At 65.4% G+C, this 13631-nt stretch carries 15 protein-coding genes; 6 read left to right on the top strand and 9 right to left on the bottom strand.

Going from position 1 to position 13631, the window contains the following annotated elements; all coding sequences use genetic code 11:
• The first annotated feature begins 37 nt into the window (after positions 1 to 37).
• On the top strand, positions 38 to 388 hold the full coding sequence (locus QTI66_RS05765; RefSeq protein ID WP_286558072.1) for a DUF2200 domain-containing protein: 351 nt from the start codon (positions 38 to 40) through the stop codon (positions 386 to 388).
• A gap of 73 nt (positions 389 to 461) precedes the next feature.
• Here the strand turns inward: QTI66_RS05765 and QTI66_RS05760 are convergent, their stop codons facing one another.
• The 8 genes from QTI66_RS05760 to QTI66_RS05725 all read right to left on the bottom strand — a co-directional run bounded on the left by QTI66_RS05760 (position 462) and on the right by QTI66_RS05725 (position 8537).
• Positions 462 to 1418, bottom strand: coding sequence for a cyclase family protein (locus QTI66_RS05760; RefSeq protein WP_286558070.1), 957 nt, complete (start codon positions 1416 to 1418; stop codon positions 462 to 464).
• A gap of 68 nt (positions 1419 to 1486) precedes the next feature.
• The gene (locus QTI66_RS05755) at positions 1487 to 3076 is read right to left on the bottom strand and encodes a class I adenylate-forming enzyme family protein (protein WP_286558069.1); all 1590 of its coding nucleotides are present in this window, start codon (positions 3074 to 3076) and stop codon (positions 1487 to 1489) included.
• Positions 3077 to 3131: 55 nt separating this feature from the next.
• Positions 3132 to 3785: an ABC transporter ATP-binding protein gene (locus tag QTI66_RS05750; RefSeq protein WP_286558067.1), complete on the bottom strand. Its 654-nt coding sequence runs from the start codon at positions 3783 to 3785 to the stop codon at positions 3132 to 3134.
• A gap of 5 nt (positions 3786 to 3790) precedes the next feature.
• Entirely contained in the window at positions 3791 to 4543 is a 753-nt protein-coding gene (locus tag QTI66_RS05745; RefSeq protein WP_286558065.1) for an ABC transporter ATP-binding protein, read from the bottom strand.
• Positions 4540 to 5520 (bottom strand): branched-chain amino acid ABC transporter permease, encoded by a 981-nt coding sequence (locus QTI66_RS05740; protein WP_286558064.1) that lies wholly within the window; start codon positions 5518 to 5520, stop codon positions 4540 to 4542. Before QTI66_RS05740 ends, QTI66_RS05745 begins: the two co-directional genes overlap by 4 nt.
• A 4-nt stretch (positions 5521 to 5524) precedes the next feature.
• Positions 5525 to 6421, bottom strand: a complete 897-nt coding sequence (locus QTI66_RS05735) for a branched-chain amino acid ABC transporter permease (RefSeq protein ID WP_286558063.1) — start codon at positions 6419 to 6421, stop codon at positions 5525 to 5527.
• Positions 6422 to 6432: 11 nt separating this feature from the next.
• Positions 6433 to 7761 carry an ABC transporter substrate-binding protein gene (locus tag QTI66_RS05730; protein WP_286558062.1) on the bottom strand — a complete coding sequence of 443 codons (1329 nt, stop codon included), beginning with the start codon at positions 7759 to 7761 and terminating at the stop codon, positions 6433 to 6435.
• Entirely contained in the window at positions 7758 to 8537 is a 780-nt protein-coding gene (locus QTI66_RS05725; RefSeq protein WP_286558061.1) for a FadR/GntR family transcriptional regulator, read from the bottom strand. The genes QTI66_RS05730 and QTI66_RS05725 overlap by 4 nt, the downstream gene beginning before the upstream one ends.
• 219 nt (positions 8538 to 8756) lie before the next feature.
• On the opposite strand from QTI66_RS05725, the gene QTI66_RS05720 reads away from it, so the two are divergent.
• The 5 genes from QTI66_RS05720 (at position 8757) to QTI66_RS05700 (ending at position 12569) form a co-directional block, all read left to right on the top strand.
• Complete coding sequence (locus QTI66_RS05720) at positions 8757 to 9869, top strand: type IV toxin-antitoxin system AbiEi family antitoxin (RefSeq protein WP_286558059.1); 1113 nt, start codon at positions 8757 to 8759, stop codon at positions 9867 to 9869.
• A 2-nt stretch (positions 9870 to 9871) separates the two neighbouring features.
• On the top strand, positions 9872 to 10786 hold the full coding sequence (locus tag QTI66_RS05715; RefSeq protein WP_286558055.1) for a hypothetical protein: 915 nt from the start codon (positions 9872 to 9874) through the stop codon (positions 10784 to 10786).
• Entirely contained in the window at positions 10783 to 11139 is a 357-nt protein-coding gene (locus tag QTI66_RS05710) for a hypothetical protein (RefSeq protein ID WP_286558053.1), read from the top strand. The genes QTI66_RS05715 and QTI66_RS05710 overlap by 4 nt, the downstream gene beginning before the upstream one ends.
• A 246-nt stretch (positions 11140 to 11385) precedes the next feature.
• Positions 11386 to 11565 (top strand): hypothetical protein, encoded by a 180-nt coding sequence (locus QTI66_RS05705; protein ID WP_286558051.1) that lies wholly within the window; start codon positions 11386 to 11388, stop codon positions 11563 to 11565.
• Entirely contained in the window at positions 11565 to 12569 is a 1005-nt protein-coding gene (locus QTI66_RS05700; protein ID WP_286558050.1) for an extracellular catalytic domain type 1 short-chain-length polyhydroxyalkanoate depolymerase, read from the top strand. Before QTI66_RS05705 ends, QTI66_RS05700 begins: the two co-directional genes overlap by 1 nt.
• A 46-nt stretch (positions 12570 to 12615) precedes the next feature.
• Here QTI66_RS05700 and QTI66_RS05695 read toward each other — a convergent pair whose 3' ends face one another.
• Positions 12616 to 13551 carry a LysR family transcriptional regulator gene (locus QTI66_RS05695; protein ID WP_286558049.1) on the bottom strand — a complete coding sequence of 312 codons (936 nt, stop codon included), beginning with the start codon at positions 13549 to 13551 and terminating at the stop codon, positions 12616 to 12618.
• Positions 13552 to 13631: the final 80 nt, after the last annotated feature.

Below are 13631 nucleotides of genomic sequence, written 5' to 3'. Positions count from 1 at the left end.
CATGCGCTTCGGGACCCGACACACAGGAGAAATCACGATGCCCGAGCACCGAATTTTCGCGACATCATTTGCAAAGGTTTATCCGCTCTACGTTCTGAAGGCGGAACGCAAGGGTCGTACCCAAGGAGAAGTCGACCACATCATTTGCTGGCTGACCGGGTATGACAAGGCTGGACTGAATCGGCAAATCGAACAGGGAACCGATTTTCAAGCCTTCTTTGCCCAAGCTCCCGCCATTCACCCGAACAGTTCGCTCATCAAGGGCGTGGTCTGCGGTGTTCGCGTGGAAGACATCGACGATCCGCTCATGCAAAAGATACGCCACCTCGACAAGCTGATCGATGAACTCGCAAAGGGAAAGGCGATGGAAAAAATCTTGCGGCAATAGCGCGTGAACGTCGATCTCACCGGCGCGCGCTGCCGCCCGGATTCCCGGACCTCCAACGCGCGCCGCAACGCCCTCAGCGAATCGCCACCGGATTGATCATCGACTGCACCGCGCCCTGGTACTTGTTCTGGCCGAGCACGAACATGAATTCGTAGGCCTTGTCCTTGGCCAGTTCTGCGGTGTTGATGTTCTCTAGGATGTAGGTGCCGCCCATGGGCAGCAGGATCTGGTGCACGCCGAAGATGCCGCCGTCCTTGTCGCCATCCTTCTCGAAGGGAATGGCCTCGACCGCCCAGGTGTCCGCGCCCACCGCCACGACGCCCTTGGACACCAGGTATCGTGCACCTTCACGGCCCAGCCCGGGCTCGACAGAGCCGAATCGCTTCGGATCCTTGTCGATCAGGCTGAGCCAGCCGGTGTGGAAGATGACCACGTCGCCCTGCTTGATGTCCACGCCCTGCTTCTTCGCGACGGCGTCGATCTCGGCGGTGTTGAAGGCCGTGCCTTCCTTGACCACGTCGACGCCATAGTGTGCGGCCATGTCCAGCAACACGCCGCGCGCAACCATTGGCGGGATCTTCTCGGTGCCCATCTTCTTCAGGCCGCCCATCGTCGCAAACTCGGCCCACTTGTTGCCGTTGTAGTAGCGGTCACCGACGCCGATGTGGCCCAGGCCGTCGAGCTGCGTGCCGATGCCGTTCCAGCAATTGAGGATGTCGTCGTTGTAGGTGGTGTGCGTCGGACCGAGACCTTCGGCAGATCCTGTCTGGCCCGGCTGCACGATGTAGATGGCGCAGGTGCGTGGCGGAAAGGCCGGTGTCGTCGTGCTCACCGTGATGCCGAGCGAATAGACCTTGCCGGTTTTGACGAGCTTGGCCGCGTTCAGGGCCACCGCCGGCGTGAGGTAGTTGGCCGCGCCGATCTCGTCATTCGCGCCGAACTTGCTCGGATACCAGTTGGCCTGGGCCGCCACGCCAAGACTGAGTGACAGCGCTGCCGCGCCGATCAGACTGCTTCGAATCCCCTTCATGCTTCTTCTCCTGTTGGTTGAAAGACACCTTCACTGAACCGTTCAGCAAAGACTGGAAAACAGGAAACTCAAATCCGGGTGCGCATCAGCCGTTTCATCAGCTTGCCGTTGGCGTTGCGCGGCAGGGGCTCGGTGCTCCACGTGAAGCTCTCGGGCACCTTGTAGTCGGCCAGGCGTTCTTCGCAATGGCGGCGCAGCGCGGCCTCGGCGGCGTTCACATCGACGGGCAGTGCGGTGGGATAGACGAAGGCATGCACGCGCTCGCCGAGCACGGGGCAGGGCTTGCCCACCACGGCCGCTTCGACCATGCCGGCAAAGCCCATCAACACGTTCTCGACCTCGACCGAGTAGACCTTGTAGCCGCCGCGGTTGAGCATGTCTTTCTTGCGGTCGAACACGCGAACAAAACCTTGCGCGTCGATGGAACCCAGGTCGCCCGAATGCCAGAAGCCGGCCGTGAACGATGCAGCATTGGCCTCGGGGTTGTTCCAGTAGCCGGGCACGACCATCGGGCCGCCGATCCAGATCTCGCCGGTTTCGCCGGGTGCGACTTCGCGGCCTTCGTCGTCCATCACGCGGACCTCGGCAGCGGGCAGCGGCACGCCGACCGAATCGGCGTGCTCGCGCGTGAGTCCGGCCGGGATCATGGTGGTGGGCGAGGTGGTCTCGGTGGCGCCGTAGGAGTTGATGAGCGTCAGGCCGGGCAAGCGCGCGGTGAGTGCATCGATGGTCGCCACCGGCATCGGCGCGCCGCCATAGCCGCCGATGCGCCAACGCGACAGGTCTTCGCGGCCGAAGCCGTCCGAGAGCAGGCACAGCTGGTACATGGCCGGCACCATCAGCGTGTGGGTCACGCGCTCCTGCGCCATCAGTTGCACGAAGGGCTCGGCCTTGAACTCGGGCACGACGATCACGGCGCCGCCCACGCGCCACATCGCCGCGATGATGGCGACGAGGCCGGTGACATGGCTGGCCGGCACGGCGAGTGCGGACCGGTCCTCCGGTTGCAGGCGCATGCAGGACTGGAAGTGCAGCGCCGAATGCACGATGGACAGGTGCGTGAGCAGCGCGCCCTTGGGAAAGCCGGTGGTGCCGGAGGTGTAGAGGATCACCGCCACGTCGGTCTCTGCCGTGCTGGCCGGGGCAGGGATCGCGTTTGGTTCGGCGGCCAGCGCGGCGAGCAGCGACACAGCGATGCGCTGGCGCAGTTCCGGCGCATCGCCATTTGCGGGAACGCGATCCGCGAGCGGGTCGTCGTACACGATGGCCTTCGCGCCGCACTGGTTGGCGATGTAGGTGAGGCCGGGTCGCTGCTCGCGAATGCCGACCGGCACGGCGATGGCGCCAATGCGTTGCAGGGCGAGCAGCACGAAGAGGAACTCGGGGCGATTGCCGACGAGCATCAGCACGCGGTCGCCTTTCGCGATGCCCTTGGCGGCAAAGGCGCCTGCCAAACGATCGCTCGCCTCACCCGTTTGCGCATAGCTCCATCGCCGGCCTTCGCAAACGATGGCATCGTGCTCCGCGCGGGTGGCACGCGCGTGCTCGAACATCGCATACAGGCTCTGTGGACGCTCCGCAAAGCAGCGCACGATGCGATCGCCATACAGCGCCTCGCGCCGCATTTGCGGAACGGGAAAGTCCCGCCAATGGCTCATGGCGTCACCTCCGCACTGCGCGCGACGGCATTCGCCTCGAGAACGGCCCGGCGTCTCATGCCGCCGCCCTCATCGCGTTGGCGCCGCGCTCGATGACGACTTCCACATCCACGATGCGGCGCGAGTGGTTGAGGTCGCTCTGCGCGATGAGCACCGACACCTCGCTGCCCTTGAGTCCGGCGATGACTTCACCCAGCCGCTTGGACAACACCGGCGCCACGCCTTCGAAGGGCTCGTCGAGCAGCAAGAGCCGCGTGCCCACCGCCAATGCCCGTGCCAGCGCCACCAGCTTCTGCTGCCCGCCCGACAGCAGCAGCGCGCGGCGCGAGCGCATCTCGTGCAATTCCGGCAGCACGCCATAGACCAGCGCCAACCGCTCGGACTCCACCAGCGATTTGTTGACCCACACCGGAACGAGGATGTTCTCTTCCACGGTGAGTTCGGGCACCAGCCCGCGGTCTTCCGGCATGTAGCCGATGCCCAGCGCCGCGCGCGCATGGGCCGGCATCGCGGCCAGGTCGTGGCCGTCGAACACGATGCGGCCTTTCGATGGTTTCAAGGCACCCATCACCGCGCGCATCAGCGTCGTCTTGCCCGCGCCGTTGCGGCCGACCAGTCCGACCATCTGGCCGCTGCCAACATCGAGCGACAGCCCGCGCAAGGCTTGCACCGACTGGATTGCCACATGCAGGTTCTCGATGTGCAGCATCGTCTTTACTCCTGCAGCAATTCGCCGGTGACGTAGCGGCGCACGTCGTCGGTGGCCAGCGCTTCTTGCGGTGGCCCGTCGGCAATGATGCGGCCGCTGTAGAACGCGACCACGCGGCTCGCGTAGCGCTCCACGATGTCCATGTCGTGCTCGACGAAGAGCACCGTCATGGCTTCGTGGCCGAGCGCGGCCATGATGGTTTCCATCATCGGGAACTTCTCTTCGGCCGACACGCCGCTGGTGGGCTCGTCGAGCAGCAGCAGCTTGGGCGCGGCCGTCAGCGCCATCGCGATGTCGAGCAGCTTGCGCACGCCGCCGGGCAACTCGGCCACGCGGCGCTCGCGGTGGTCGGCAAGACGAAAGCGTTCCAGCAGCACATCGGCGCGGTCGATGGCCTCGCCGCGGTGCGCCGGTTGCCAGAAGCTCAGGCGCTGGTCATGGCACGCGTTGGCCACCAGCATGTTGTCGAGCACCGTGAGGTCGCCGTACAGCTGCGGGATCTGAAAGGAACGCGCCACGCCCAGCCGCGTGATGGCGCGCGGCGCCAACGGCGTGATGTCGCGGCCGTCGAAGTGGATGCGGCCTTCGTCGGGCTTCAGGTAGCCGGTGATCATGTTGACGAAGGTGGTCTTGCCGGCGCCGTTGCTGCCGATCAGGCTCACGCGTTCGCCGGCGGCAATGGCGATGTCGATGTCGGCGGCAGCGACCACGGCGCCGAAGCGTTTGTTGACCCCGCGGGCTTCAAGCAACGCGTTCATTTCTTCATCCACAACGAGCCGAGTCCGCGCGGCAAAAAGCGGATCACGAACAACAGGAACAGCCCCAGCGCCAGCTGCCAGGTGTTGGGAAAGTACGCGCTGGAAAACGAACGCACCACCTCCAGCACCGTGCTCGCGAGGAACACCGCCGCGACGCTTTGCCATCCCGCAAGAATGGCGACGAAGACGAATTCGCCGGACGTGGTCCAGAAGCTGAAGTTCGGCTCGATGTGCCCGAGCGCCATCACCGCCAGCGCGCCGCCGAGCCCGCCGCAAAACGCCGCGAGGATGAAGTTGATCGTCATCGCCTGTCGCACCGAGCCGCCGAGGTATTCCACGCGCAACTCGTTCTCACGCGCCGCCAGTGTCACCAACCCGCGCGTGCTGTCGAAGTAGATGCGCGCCAGCAGCGCCATCGCCGTCGCGATGCCCGTGGTGACGATGTACATGATGTAGCCCGTGTGCGCGTCGGGCAGCTTCCTGCCGAAGAGCGTGGGCCGCCCGACGTTGAAACCGTCCGATCCGCCCAGTGTTTCCAGCTTCATGAGCAGGCCGTAGGTGACCATCGACAGCGCCAGCGTCAGCATCGCGAAGAAGATGCCGCGGTAACGCGACAGCAGCGGCGCAAAGGGCGCGGCGATCAGCACTGCGACGATGCCGCCGCACAGCGCCAGGCCCAACGCGTCGGTGAAGCCCAGCTTGTTGTAGATGAGCGCCGCCGTGTAGCCGCCTGCGGCAAACAGCATGCCCTGCCCGAATGGCACCACGCCGCCGCGCATCAGGCACACGATGCCCAGCGACACGAGCCCGTTGGCGGCGGCCATGGTGACGAGAAAGGTCAGCCAGCGCGGGCTGAACCAGCCGGCGATGGCCAGCGCCGCAAAGGCCAGCAGGCCCAGCGCAGCAACGCGCCCGCGGCTCACCGGCGCACGTCGGCGTGCGGAAGAAGTGGAAGTGGGTTCGAGTACGGCGGCCATTGCGTCAGATCTTTCGCGTCTGCGTGCGCTGGAACAACCCTTCGGGCCGGAACATCAGCACCACCGCCATCACGATGTAGATGGAGAACAGCTCCGCCACCGGCGCCACGTGCACCGCAAAGGACCGCGCCAGCCCCACGATGAGTGCGCCGATGGCCGCACCCTCGATGCTGCCCAGCCCGCCGATGATCACCACCGCGAACGACACGATGATCACGCCCACCGACACGCCCGGTTGCACCGAGATCATCGGCGCCGTGAATGCCCCGCCCAGCGCCGCCAGGAAAATGCCGACCGTGAAAGCCAGCATGTACACGCGCGACACGTTCACACCCATGCTCGACGCGATCTCCGCGTTGTGGATCACGGCCAGCATGACCTTGCCCTGCCGCGTGCGGTTGAGTCCCCACCAGACGGCCACGCCCACGATCACCGCCAGCGCGACCAGCGCGAAGTCGTAGCCCACCCAGCTCTGCACGCCGATGTCGAGGTTGCCGAACAGGGCATAGGGCTTCGACACGTAGTACGGATTGGCGCCCCACACCAGCTTGGTCACGTCTTCGAGGATGAGGAACATCGCATAGGTCACCAGCACCAGCAGCACCTCGTCGCGCCCGTAGAAAAAGCGCAGCAGCCCGCGCTCGGTGAGCGGTGCCAGCACGACGGCCACCGCGATGGCCGCGAGCAGCATGCACACCAGCGAGAGCGCCGGCGCCCATTTCAGGCTCGCGCCCCAGCCGACGAAGCTCGCCGCCGCATACGCGCCCAGCGCATAGAAGCTGCCGTGCGCGATGTTGAGGATCTTGAGCACGCCGAACACCAGCGTGAGCCCGAGCGCGACGATGAACAGCCATGACGCGTACGTCAGGCCGTCGATCAGGATGGTGACTGCCGTGTGCACTTGTCAGCGCCTCAAGGGCAGCCCTTGGCGCCGGGGAAGCCGGCCTTGATCCACTCCTCGGACTTCATGTTCGGCGGCGGGTTCACGCAGTCGGCCGGAAAGCGCTGGATGTCGTCCAGCATCACCATCTTCTTGCCCGCGTCGTAACGCGTCTTGCCGATGGCCGTTTCCTGCACCGCCTGGTGGCCGTCCCCGTTCGCCATGCGGATGCGGCCGGCGGGCGAATCCCACTCCAGGCCTTTCAGCGCCTCGGCCAGTTGCTCGTGTGTCGGCTTCTTGCCGCCGTTGGCCGCCATCGCCTTTTCAGCAGCGAGCTTCAGCCCCAGCAGCGACTGCGCCATGCGGTACGGCGCCTGCACCGGGTAGACGTTGTAGGCCTTCGAATACAGGTCCCACCACCAGTCGTTGAGCGCCGACTTGGGCGACATCAAGCCGTAGGCACCGCGTGCGCCGAGGATCACGCCATCGGGCATCTTGTCGCCCAGCCCCGGCAGCACGTGATCGGCTGCGGAGAACACCACCTGCGTGCGCTTGAACAAGCCGCGTGGGCCGGCCTGCAGGATGAAGGCTTGCAAGTCGCCGCCCCACAAGCTCGAATGCGTGACGTCAGCCTGCTTGGCCATCAACGCCGAGATCTCGGTGCCGTACTGGCCGGCGCCGAACTTGGGCAACTGGTCTTCGCCGAGCTTGGCGTTGGGGTAGAGCTTTTCCATCGACCAGGTGAAGTCCTTCTTCGAGTCCTGGCCCCACGCGTAGTCCTGGTTGATCATGTTGAAGGTGTCGGCCTTCACGTTGCGCGCTTTCATGTAGCGGGCGAGCGCCACGTTGTCCATGGTCGCGTGCGAGGCGGTGCGGAACACGTAGCTGTATTTGTTGTCCTCGAAGATGCGCGGCGTGCCGCAGTCATACAACACGAGGAACTTCTTCATCTCTTCGGCCGCCGGCGCCACCGCGAGGCAGTCGCCCGAGCCGACGTAGCCCACCACCGCGTCGACCTTCTCGCGGTCATAGAGGTTGCGCAGTTCCTGCACCTGCTTGGTGGCGCCGCCGTTCTCGTCGACGTACACCGCCTCGATCTTCATGCCGCCGAAGCCGACCTTGTTGTAGGGCGCGGGCGCAGCGCCCTTGTTGAAGGCGTCGACCAGCACCTTGGCGCCGTTCACGGCCGGAATGCCGAAGCTCTCCGCCGCCTGGCCCGACAGGAAACTGACGATGCCGATCTTGAAGGTCTCCTGCGCCTGCGCACCGGATGTGCACAGCGCCGCGGCCAGTCCGAGTGCGGACAGCGTGGCGCTGCGAAGGGGAGTGCGTTGGCCTGCTGGCGAAAGTCTCGTCGTCATCTCTTGTCTCCTGTCGTTGAAGTTGCTCTTGCTGTTGCCGGAACTGCTGGCGCGGCTTGTGGCGCTGCGATGGGAGAGGCCATGTCCAGCCCTGCCATTGCGAAGCCGCGCTGGAAATCGACAATGTGCTTGTGCATCCATTCGGCAGAACGGTCTGCATCGCGCTTTGCCAGCGCGTCGAGGATGTGCCGGTGCGCGGCGCGGTTGCGCGTCTTGGCCTGCGGCAGCCGCGCGAAGAGTTGCAGCAAGGTGGGGCTGTAGAGCAGGCCCACCGGTTCGCGTGCCAGCATGAGCGCGCGGTTGTGGCTGGCGTGGCCGAGGAGGGCGTGGAATTCGACGTCCAGGCGCACCAGCGTTTCGTCGTCCACCGCTGCGTCCATGGCCGCGAAGTTGTCTTCGAGCGTTTGCAGGTCGAGAGCGTCGGCACGCCGGGCCGCCAGGCGAGCGGCCAGCGGTTCCAGCGAAACAGCCAGCTCCCACAGTTCCAGGAAGGTGGTCTGTTGCAGCAGCAGCAGGCGCGTGGCGCGCGGCGCAAGGTCCTGCACGCCCGGCAGGTAGACAAAGAGCCGCCGCCCTTCGCGCCGCTGAAGCAGCCCCTCCTGCTCGACGCGGCGAATGGCCTCGCGAACCGTCGAGCGGTGCACGCCGAAGCGCTCGGCCAACTCCTGCTCCGTCGGCAAGGCGGTGCCCGGCGGCAGGCTGCCGTCGAGAATCGCGCGCTCGATCGTGCCGGACACCGCCTTGTAAGCCGGCTCGGCGTTCAGACGACGAAACACATCGGTGCTTGCTGGAGCCTCAATCGCCAACGCTACCTCCGCGGGGTTGCCGGGTTTTGCTGGTCGCGATCTTTGTCCGACAAGCGGACTGGGGATATCAGGATTACCCGGACTTTTGGCGAGACCTGAATCGGTCGCAGAGATGTGCAAGAGAACGATTAGCTGCGCAGCAAATATTGCGAATTCAGCTAAACTTTAGTAAATAGAATCCACTTGGCTGTGCAGCAAAAACCTCAAAACGGCGATTCGGACAAGGAACTGGTCGAGGCTTTCGTCCGGGCGTTGCAAGAAGCGACCTCCTTCAAGGTAGCGCCCGAGCGCCACTTCGCGGTCTCGTTCCAGGCGCTCGAGGGCACTCAGCGGCTGGACGCGCTGCTGGCCCTGGAAGATGTCGCACCTCCCGTCTGGCTCGCCATCGAAATCTTGCGCCAGGGCTATCCACGCGACATCAAGAACGCGCTGTGGCGTCTGGATGAATACGCCCGCACCCTTTCCCCCGAGAAGAATGTGCTGCCGGTGGTGCTCGCCCAGCATTTGAGTCCGGGCGCACGGCACCTGCTGCGCGGGCGGAACGTCGCTTTCTACGACGCCGGCGACAGCCTCTTCCTGCGCCACGGAACTGTCGTGGTCGATATCGAGCGCCGGGCCGCGCCGCCGCCGCGTTCACGCCCCTTGTCGCTCTTCTCCGGCGCGCGAGAACAAGTTGTCCATGCGTTGCTGCATTCCGAAGGCGCCTGGATCACGGGCAAGGACCTCGCACTACAGGCGCAGACTTCCGCCTTCACGGTGTCCCGGACTCTGAGCGAACTGGAGCGCATGGAGTGGGTACAGGCCGAAGGCGGAGGGCGCACCGCCCGGCGCCGCCTCCTGCAGCCGGCGCAATTGCTCGATGCATGGGCCGAGGCCTGGAAGGCACGCAAGGAGGCGCGCTCACGCTGGTTCTTCTTCGCCTCCAATCCGCGCCTGCTGCCCGACACGGTGGCCCAAGCGCTTCAAAGCGCCGGCTTTGAAGATTGGGCGATCACTGGCGCCGCGGCCGGCAATGCCTTGGCGCCCCTGCTGACCGCTGTCGACACCGTGGACTTGATCGTGCCAGCGGGCAGCGCCGCACGCTTGGCCGAGGCAGCCGGCGCCAAGCGTGCCGACCAAGGCGCCAACCTGACGTTCATCGAGCGCAGCGGCGCGAGCGGCCTGTTCCGCCGGCCCGATCCAGACCACCCCGACACCCCGCTGGCCAGTCCCTACGTCATCTATCTCGACCTCCTGAAAGATGACCGCGGCCGCAACAAGGAACTCGCAGCGCAGCTGCGCTCCACCCTCCTGAAGATTTGATCGTGCCCCCTGCCAAGCCCCTCACTGCCGACGGCTACAACGAAGGCCACACGCTCGCCTGCGAGCGCACCCTTGTCACGCTCCTGCGGGGCTTCGGAACGTTGAAGCACACGCTGCGCCTGGTCGGCGGCCTCGTGCCGCGCTACCTCACGCCGGCGCGTGCGCCGGACGTGCCGCCGCACGCGGGAACTTCAGACGTCGACATCGTGCTGAACATCCAGTTGCTGGCCGAAGGCGAGGCCTACAAGACGCTTGCACAGCAACTCAAGGATCGTGGCTTCAAGCGCGCCGTGAACGAGAAGGGACAAGCCAGCAGCTGGCGATGGCAGCGACAGGTGACCGCGCATGAGTTCGTCGTGGTGGAGTTTCTCCGCGATGCCAACGAGGCGTTGCCCGCCGGCGATGTCTCCACCGTGGACAACGAGAAGATCTCGGCGCTGGCGATCCGGCATGCCGGGATCGTGCACGAATGGTTCGCCGAAAAGGAGATCACCGCTGAGCTTCTGGATGGCGGCGGCGTTGCGACAGAGACCGTGCGTTTCGCCGATGAGGTGAGCTTCATCGTGCTCAAGGCACTGGCCTTCAACGATCGCCATGAGAACAAGGACGCGGCCGATCTCCTTCACGTCATGCGATATGCCGGCAGTCTGCAAGCGGTCGCTGCCACCTTCGGAGCGCGCCTGGCAGTTGGCAGGCACGCCGATGCGATCGAGGAGGCCTTGGCGGTGCTGGAGCGACGCTTTTGCGACGGGGAAGCCGTGGAGGGATACCTGCGCGATGGGCCCGTTTCGTGCGCCCGGTTTCTGCACGGCACAGACCCCTCTGTGGAAGAAGAACGCGTACGCGAGCAGCGAAACGCCTCGGCGCTGATGATGGAGTTCCTGCGCCTCGTTCGCGCGGCGCCGAAGCACCCATGACCCCACCTACCGACTCGCAAGACACTGCCGAGTACATCGCCTTCGAAGAGTTCCGCCATGGCCTGCCGCATGGACGCTTTCGGGTCATCGTCAATCCTGCCCTGGCGGGGCCCTTCGTGGCCCACCGCACCTTCGCGACCCCGCTGGCCATTGCCATGATCGGCCCGGGCATCGTCATGGCGTTGCTCGGCCACCTGTGGACGGGAGCCTTGCTGGTCGCGGGAGGGATCTTGTTGCGGCGGGTCATCAAGGCCCAAGCGCCTCGCATCCTGCTGCACTTGGCCACGCAGGTGCCTTCGGTCTATGAGCAGGCCACCGGGCAGGGCGTGATGGAGGTGCGGCGCGCGGGGTGATCACTCGTGGCGCCATGCCTTACGCGCACCAAATTGAGCCGAAAACCCCGCAGATGCCGCCAAGCACAGGCCCATGGTCTTCACGCTTGTCCGATCAGCGCGCGACGTAGGACACCGGCCACAGCTTGTCGCGCGCAATGCTGCGCTGCCGCATCCACTACACCGTTCACAGTGCGCTCGTCGGCCATTGGTCAAGAAGATGAAAGCAGCGCCATGAGAAATCCCTGGACGAAGAGAAACCCGCTGATGAGCATGTGGCTCAGCGCGGCGAACAAGTCGATGTCATCGGCGCGCGGCCAGGCGACGGGTGCTGCCAAGCGTCAGGTCGGCGCGGCGCAAGCCGAAGCGGCAAGGCAGATCGTCGATTTCTGGAGTGGCAAGACGGCCCTTGCGGCTGCGAAGGCAAAGCGCAAGACCCGACGCTGATGGCGCGGCGCAAGAAGGCCGGCGCATGGACCGGCATCTTCGCTCGCAGCATGGAGGCGTTCACGCGCATGAGCATGCGCGCGAGCACGCGAGCGGTGGATCTGGCCGTCAAGCCGGTGATCGAGAAGCGACGCCCGCCGGCAGGCGCGGGGCAATGGATCTCCGGCGTGGCGATGGGCGCTGCAGGCATGCGGCGATTCAAGCTCTATCGCCCGCCGGGGGTGAAATTCGGCGAGCGCTTGCCGCTCATGGTAATGCTGCACGGTTGCGGTCAGGACGCAAAGACTTTCGCGACCAGCACCCGCATGAACCGGATCGCGGCACGCGAACGATTCATGGTGCTCTATCCGGAGCAGGACCGCGTGTCCAATCCGCAAGGCTGCTGGAACTGGTTCGACACCTCATCGGGCCGCGCCTACGGCGAAGCCGGATTGATCATGAAGGCGATCGATCAAGTCTGCCTCATGTACGGCGTGGATCGAACACGCATCGCAGTGGCGGGACTCTCGGCCGGCGCCAGCATGGCGGCCTTGCTGGTGACCAGGCACCCGGAGCGCTTCGGCGCGGTCGTGATGCACTCGGGAATTCCGCCGTGGTCTGCGCGCTCAGCCCTCTCGGCGCTGGGTGCCATGCACGGCCATCGCTCCACCAAGCCCGTGCCGGTCACGCTCGCGACCATCACCGCCGCGTGGCCGCCCTTGATGGTGATTCACGGCGCCCTCGACAGGGTGGTCGTGGCGTCCAACGGCAATGCTGCAGCCCAGGCGTGGGCCGACGCGGCGGGGGCGACATCCAACACCGTGCGCAGTGTGCAGCGCGGGAATCGGTATCCGACGAGCGTGACCGATTTCAAGCGCAGGGGCAAAACCGTCGCGACCCTGGTGGAGGTTGACCGGCTGGGGCACGCGTGGAGCGGCGGCGCGGCGCAGGCCTTCAGCGACGGCAAGGGGCCGGATGCGTCACGGATGGTGTGGGCGTTCGCTGCGAAGCAGTTTCGCAAATGAGCTGCGTGATGCGGCATGAAGACATTCAACGTGCCGCACCGGCAACTTACGAAGCAGCCTCCTGCTGCTTGAACGTCAGCGCCACGAAATCAACAAACGCCCGCACCCGCGCCGCCAACTGATGCCGTTGCGGATACACCGCATGGATGTCCGCATCCGGCGTGAAGTATTGAGGCAACACCTGCACGAGCCGGCCGTTGCGCAGGTAGCGTTCGATGTCCCACTCCGCACGCATCAGGATGCCGTGGCCATCGAGCGCCCAGTTCACCGCGATCTCGCCGTCGTTCGTGGCGAGGTTGCCGCGCGTCTTGACGGCTTCGACGCTGGCGGTGCGGCCGCGCCCGCTGGACAGGCGCCACACGCCGTAGGCTTCTTCGCCTTGGCGGATGCCGATGCAGTTGTGCTTCGTGAGGTCGTTGGGCACCTTGGGGATGCCGTGCCTGGCCAGGTAGGCCGGCGCCGCGCTGAGCAGCCGTCGATTGGCCGCGATGTACCGCGCGATCACGCGCGAATCCGGCGGCGCGCCAAATCGGATGCACACGTCGAACGAATCCTCCGTCAAGGGCGGAGGGTTGACCGACAACTGCAACTGCACCTCGACCTGCGGGTACTTGCGAACGAACTTCGAAATCAGCGGCGCCACATGGCTGCGACCAAAGCCGAGTGTTGCGTTGACGCGCAGCAAGCCCTTCGGCGTCGCCCTCGACGCGCCCAGCAACTCGCCCATGCTGTCGATGTCGCTGAGGATGCGGCGCGCGTGTTCGAGGTACAGCTCGCCCTCGGGCGTGAGGCTCATGCGCCGTGTGGTCCGGTTGATCAGCGACACGCCGATGCGCGACTCCATCAGCGCCAGGTGCTTGCTCACCGCCGGCGTGGTCACGCCCAGCTCGCGCGCCGCCGCGCTCAGGCTGCCGGCACTGGCCAGCGTCGAGAAGAAGCCGAGGTCGACCGGCTGCACTTCAGCGGACTTCGTCGTCGTCATTGTTGAATCCAGGTTAACGGTGGATTCACTTTAGGCCCGGTTGGAAAGGATGTCGAGTTCTTACATTTACTCCACCCCCA

This window comes from Variovorax brevis, from assembly GCF_030317105.1.
Classification (GTDB): Bacteria; Pseudomonadota; Gammaproteobacteria; order Burkholderiales; family Burkholderiaceae_C; genus Variovorax; species Variovorax brevis.
The sequence above is the reverse complement of the archived record's forward strand: the minus strand, read 5'-3'. Positions and strand labels throughout refer to the sequence as shown.

Bases quoted from the DNA above. Each gene is read 5' to 3' on its own strand.
- QTI66_RS05765 (WP_286558072.1), top strand. From the start codon at position 38: ATGCCCGAGCACCGAATTTTCGCGACATCATTTGCAAAGGTTTATCCG.
- QTI66_RS05760 (WP_286558070.1), bottom strand. From the start codon at position 1,418: ATGAAGGGGATTCGAAGCAGTCTGATCGGCGCGGCAGCGCTGTCACTC.
- QTI66_RS05755 (WP_286558069.1), bottom strand. From the start codon at position 3,076: ATGAGCCATTGGCGGGACTTTCCCGTTCCGCAAATGCGGCGCGAGGCG.
- QTI66_RS05750 (WP_286558067.1), bottom strand. From the start codon at position 3,785: ATGCTGCACATCGAGAACCTGCATGTGGCAATCCAGTCGGTGCAAGCC.
- QTI66_RS05745 (WP_286558065.1), bottom strand. From the start codon at position 4,543: ATGAACGCGTTGCTTGAAGCCCGCGGGGTCAACAAACGCTTCGGCGCC.
- QTI66_RS05740 (WP_286558064.1), bottom strand. From the start codon at position 5,520: ATGGCCGCCGTACTCGAACCCACTTCCACTTCTTCCGCACGCCGACGT.
- QTI66_RS05730 (WP_286558062.1), bottom strand. From the start codon at position 7,761: ATGACGACGAGACTTTCGCCAGCAGGCCAACGCACTCCCCTTCGCAGC.
- QTI66_RS05710 (WP_286558053.1), top strand. From the start codon at position 10,783: ATGACCCCACCTACCGACTCGCAAGACACTGCCGAGTACATCGCCTTC.
- QTI66_RS05705 (WP_286558051.1), top strand. From the start codon at position 11,386: ATGAGCATGTGGCTCAGCGCGGCGAACAAGTCGATGTCATCGGCGCGC.
- QTI66_RS05700 (WP_286558050.1), top strand. From the start codon at position 11,565: ATGGCGCGGCGCAAGAAGGCCGGCGCATGGACCGGCATCTTCGCTCGC.
- QTI66_RS05695 (WP_286558049.1), bottom strand. From the start codon at position 13,551: ATGACGACGACGAAGTCCGCTGAAGTGCAGCCGGTCGACCTCGGCTTC.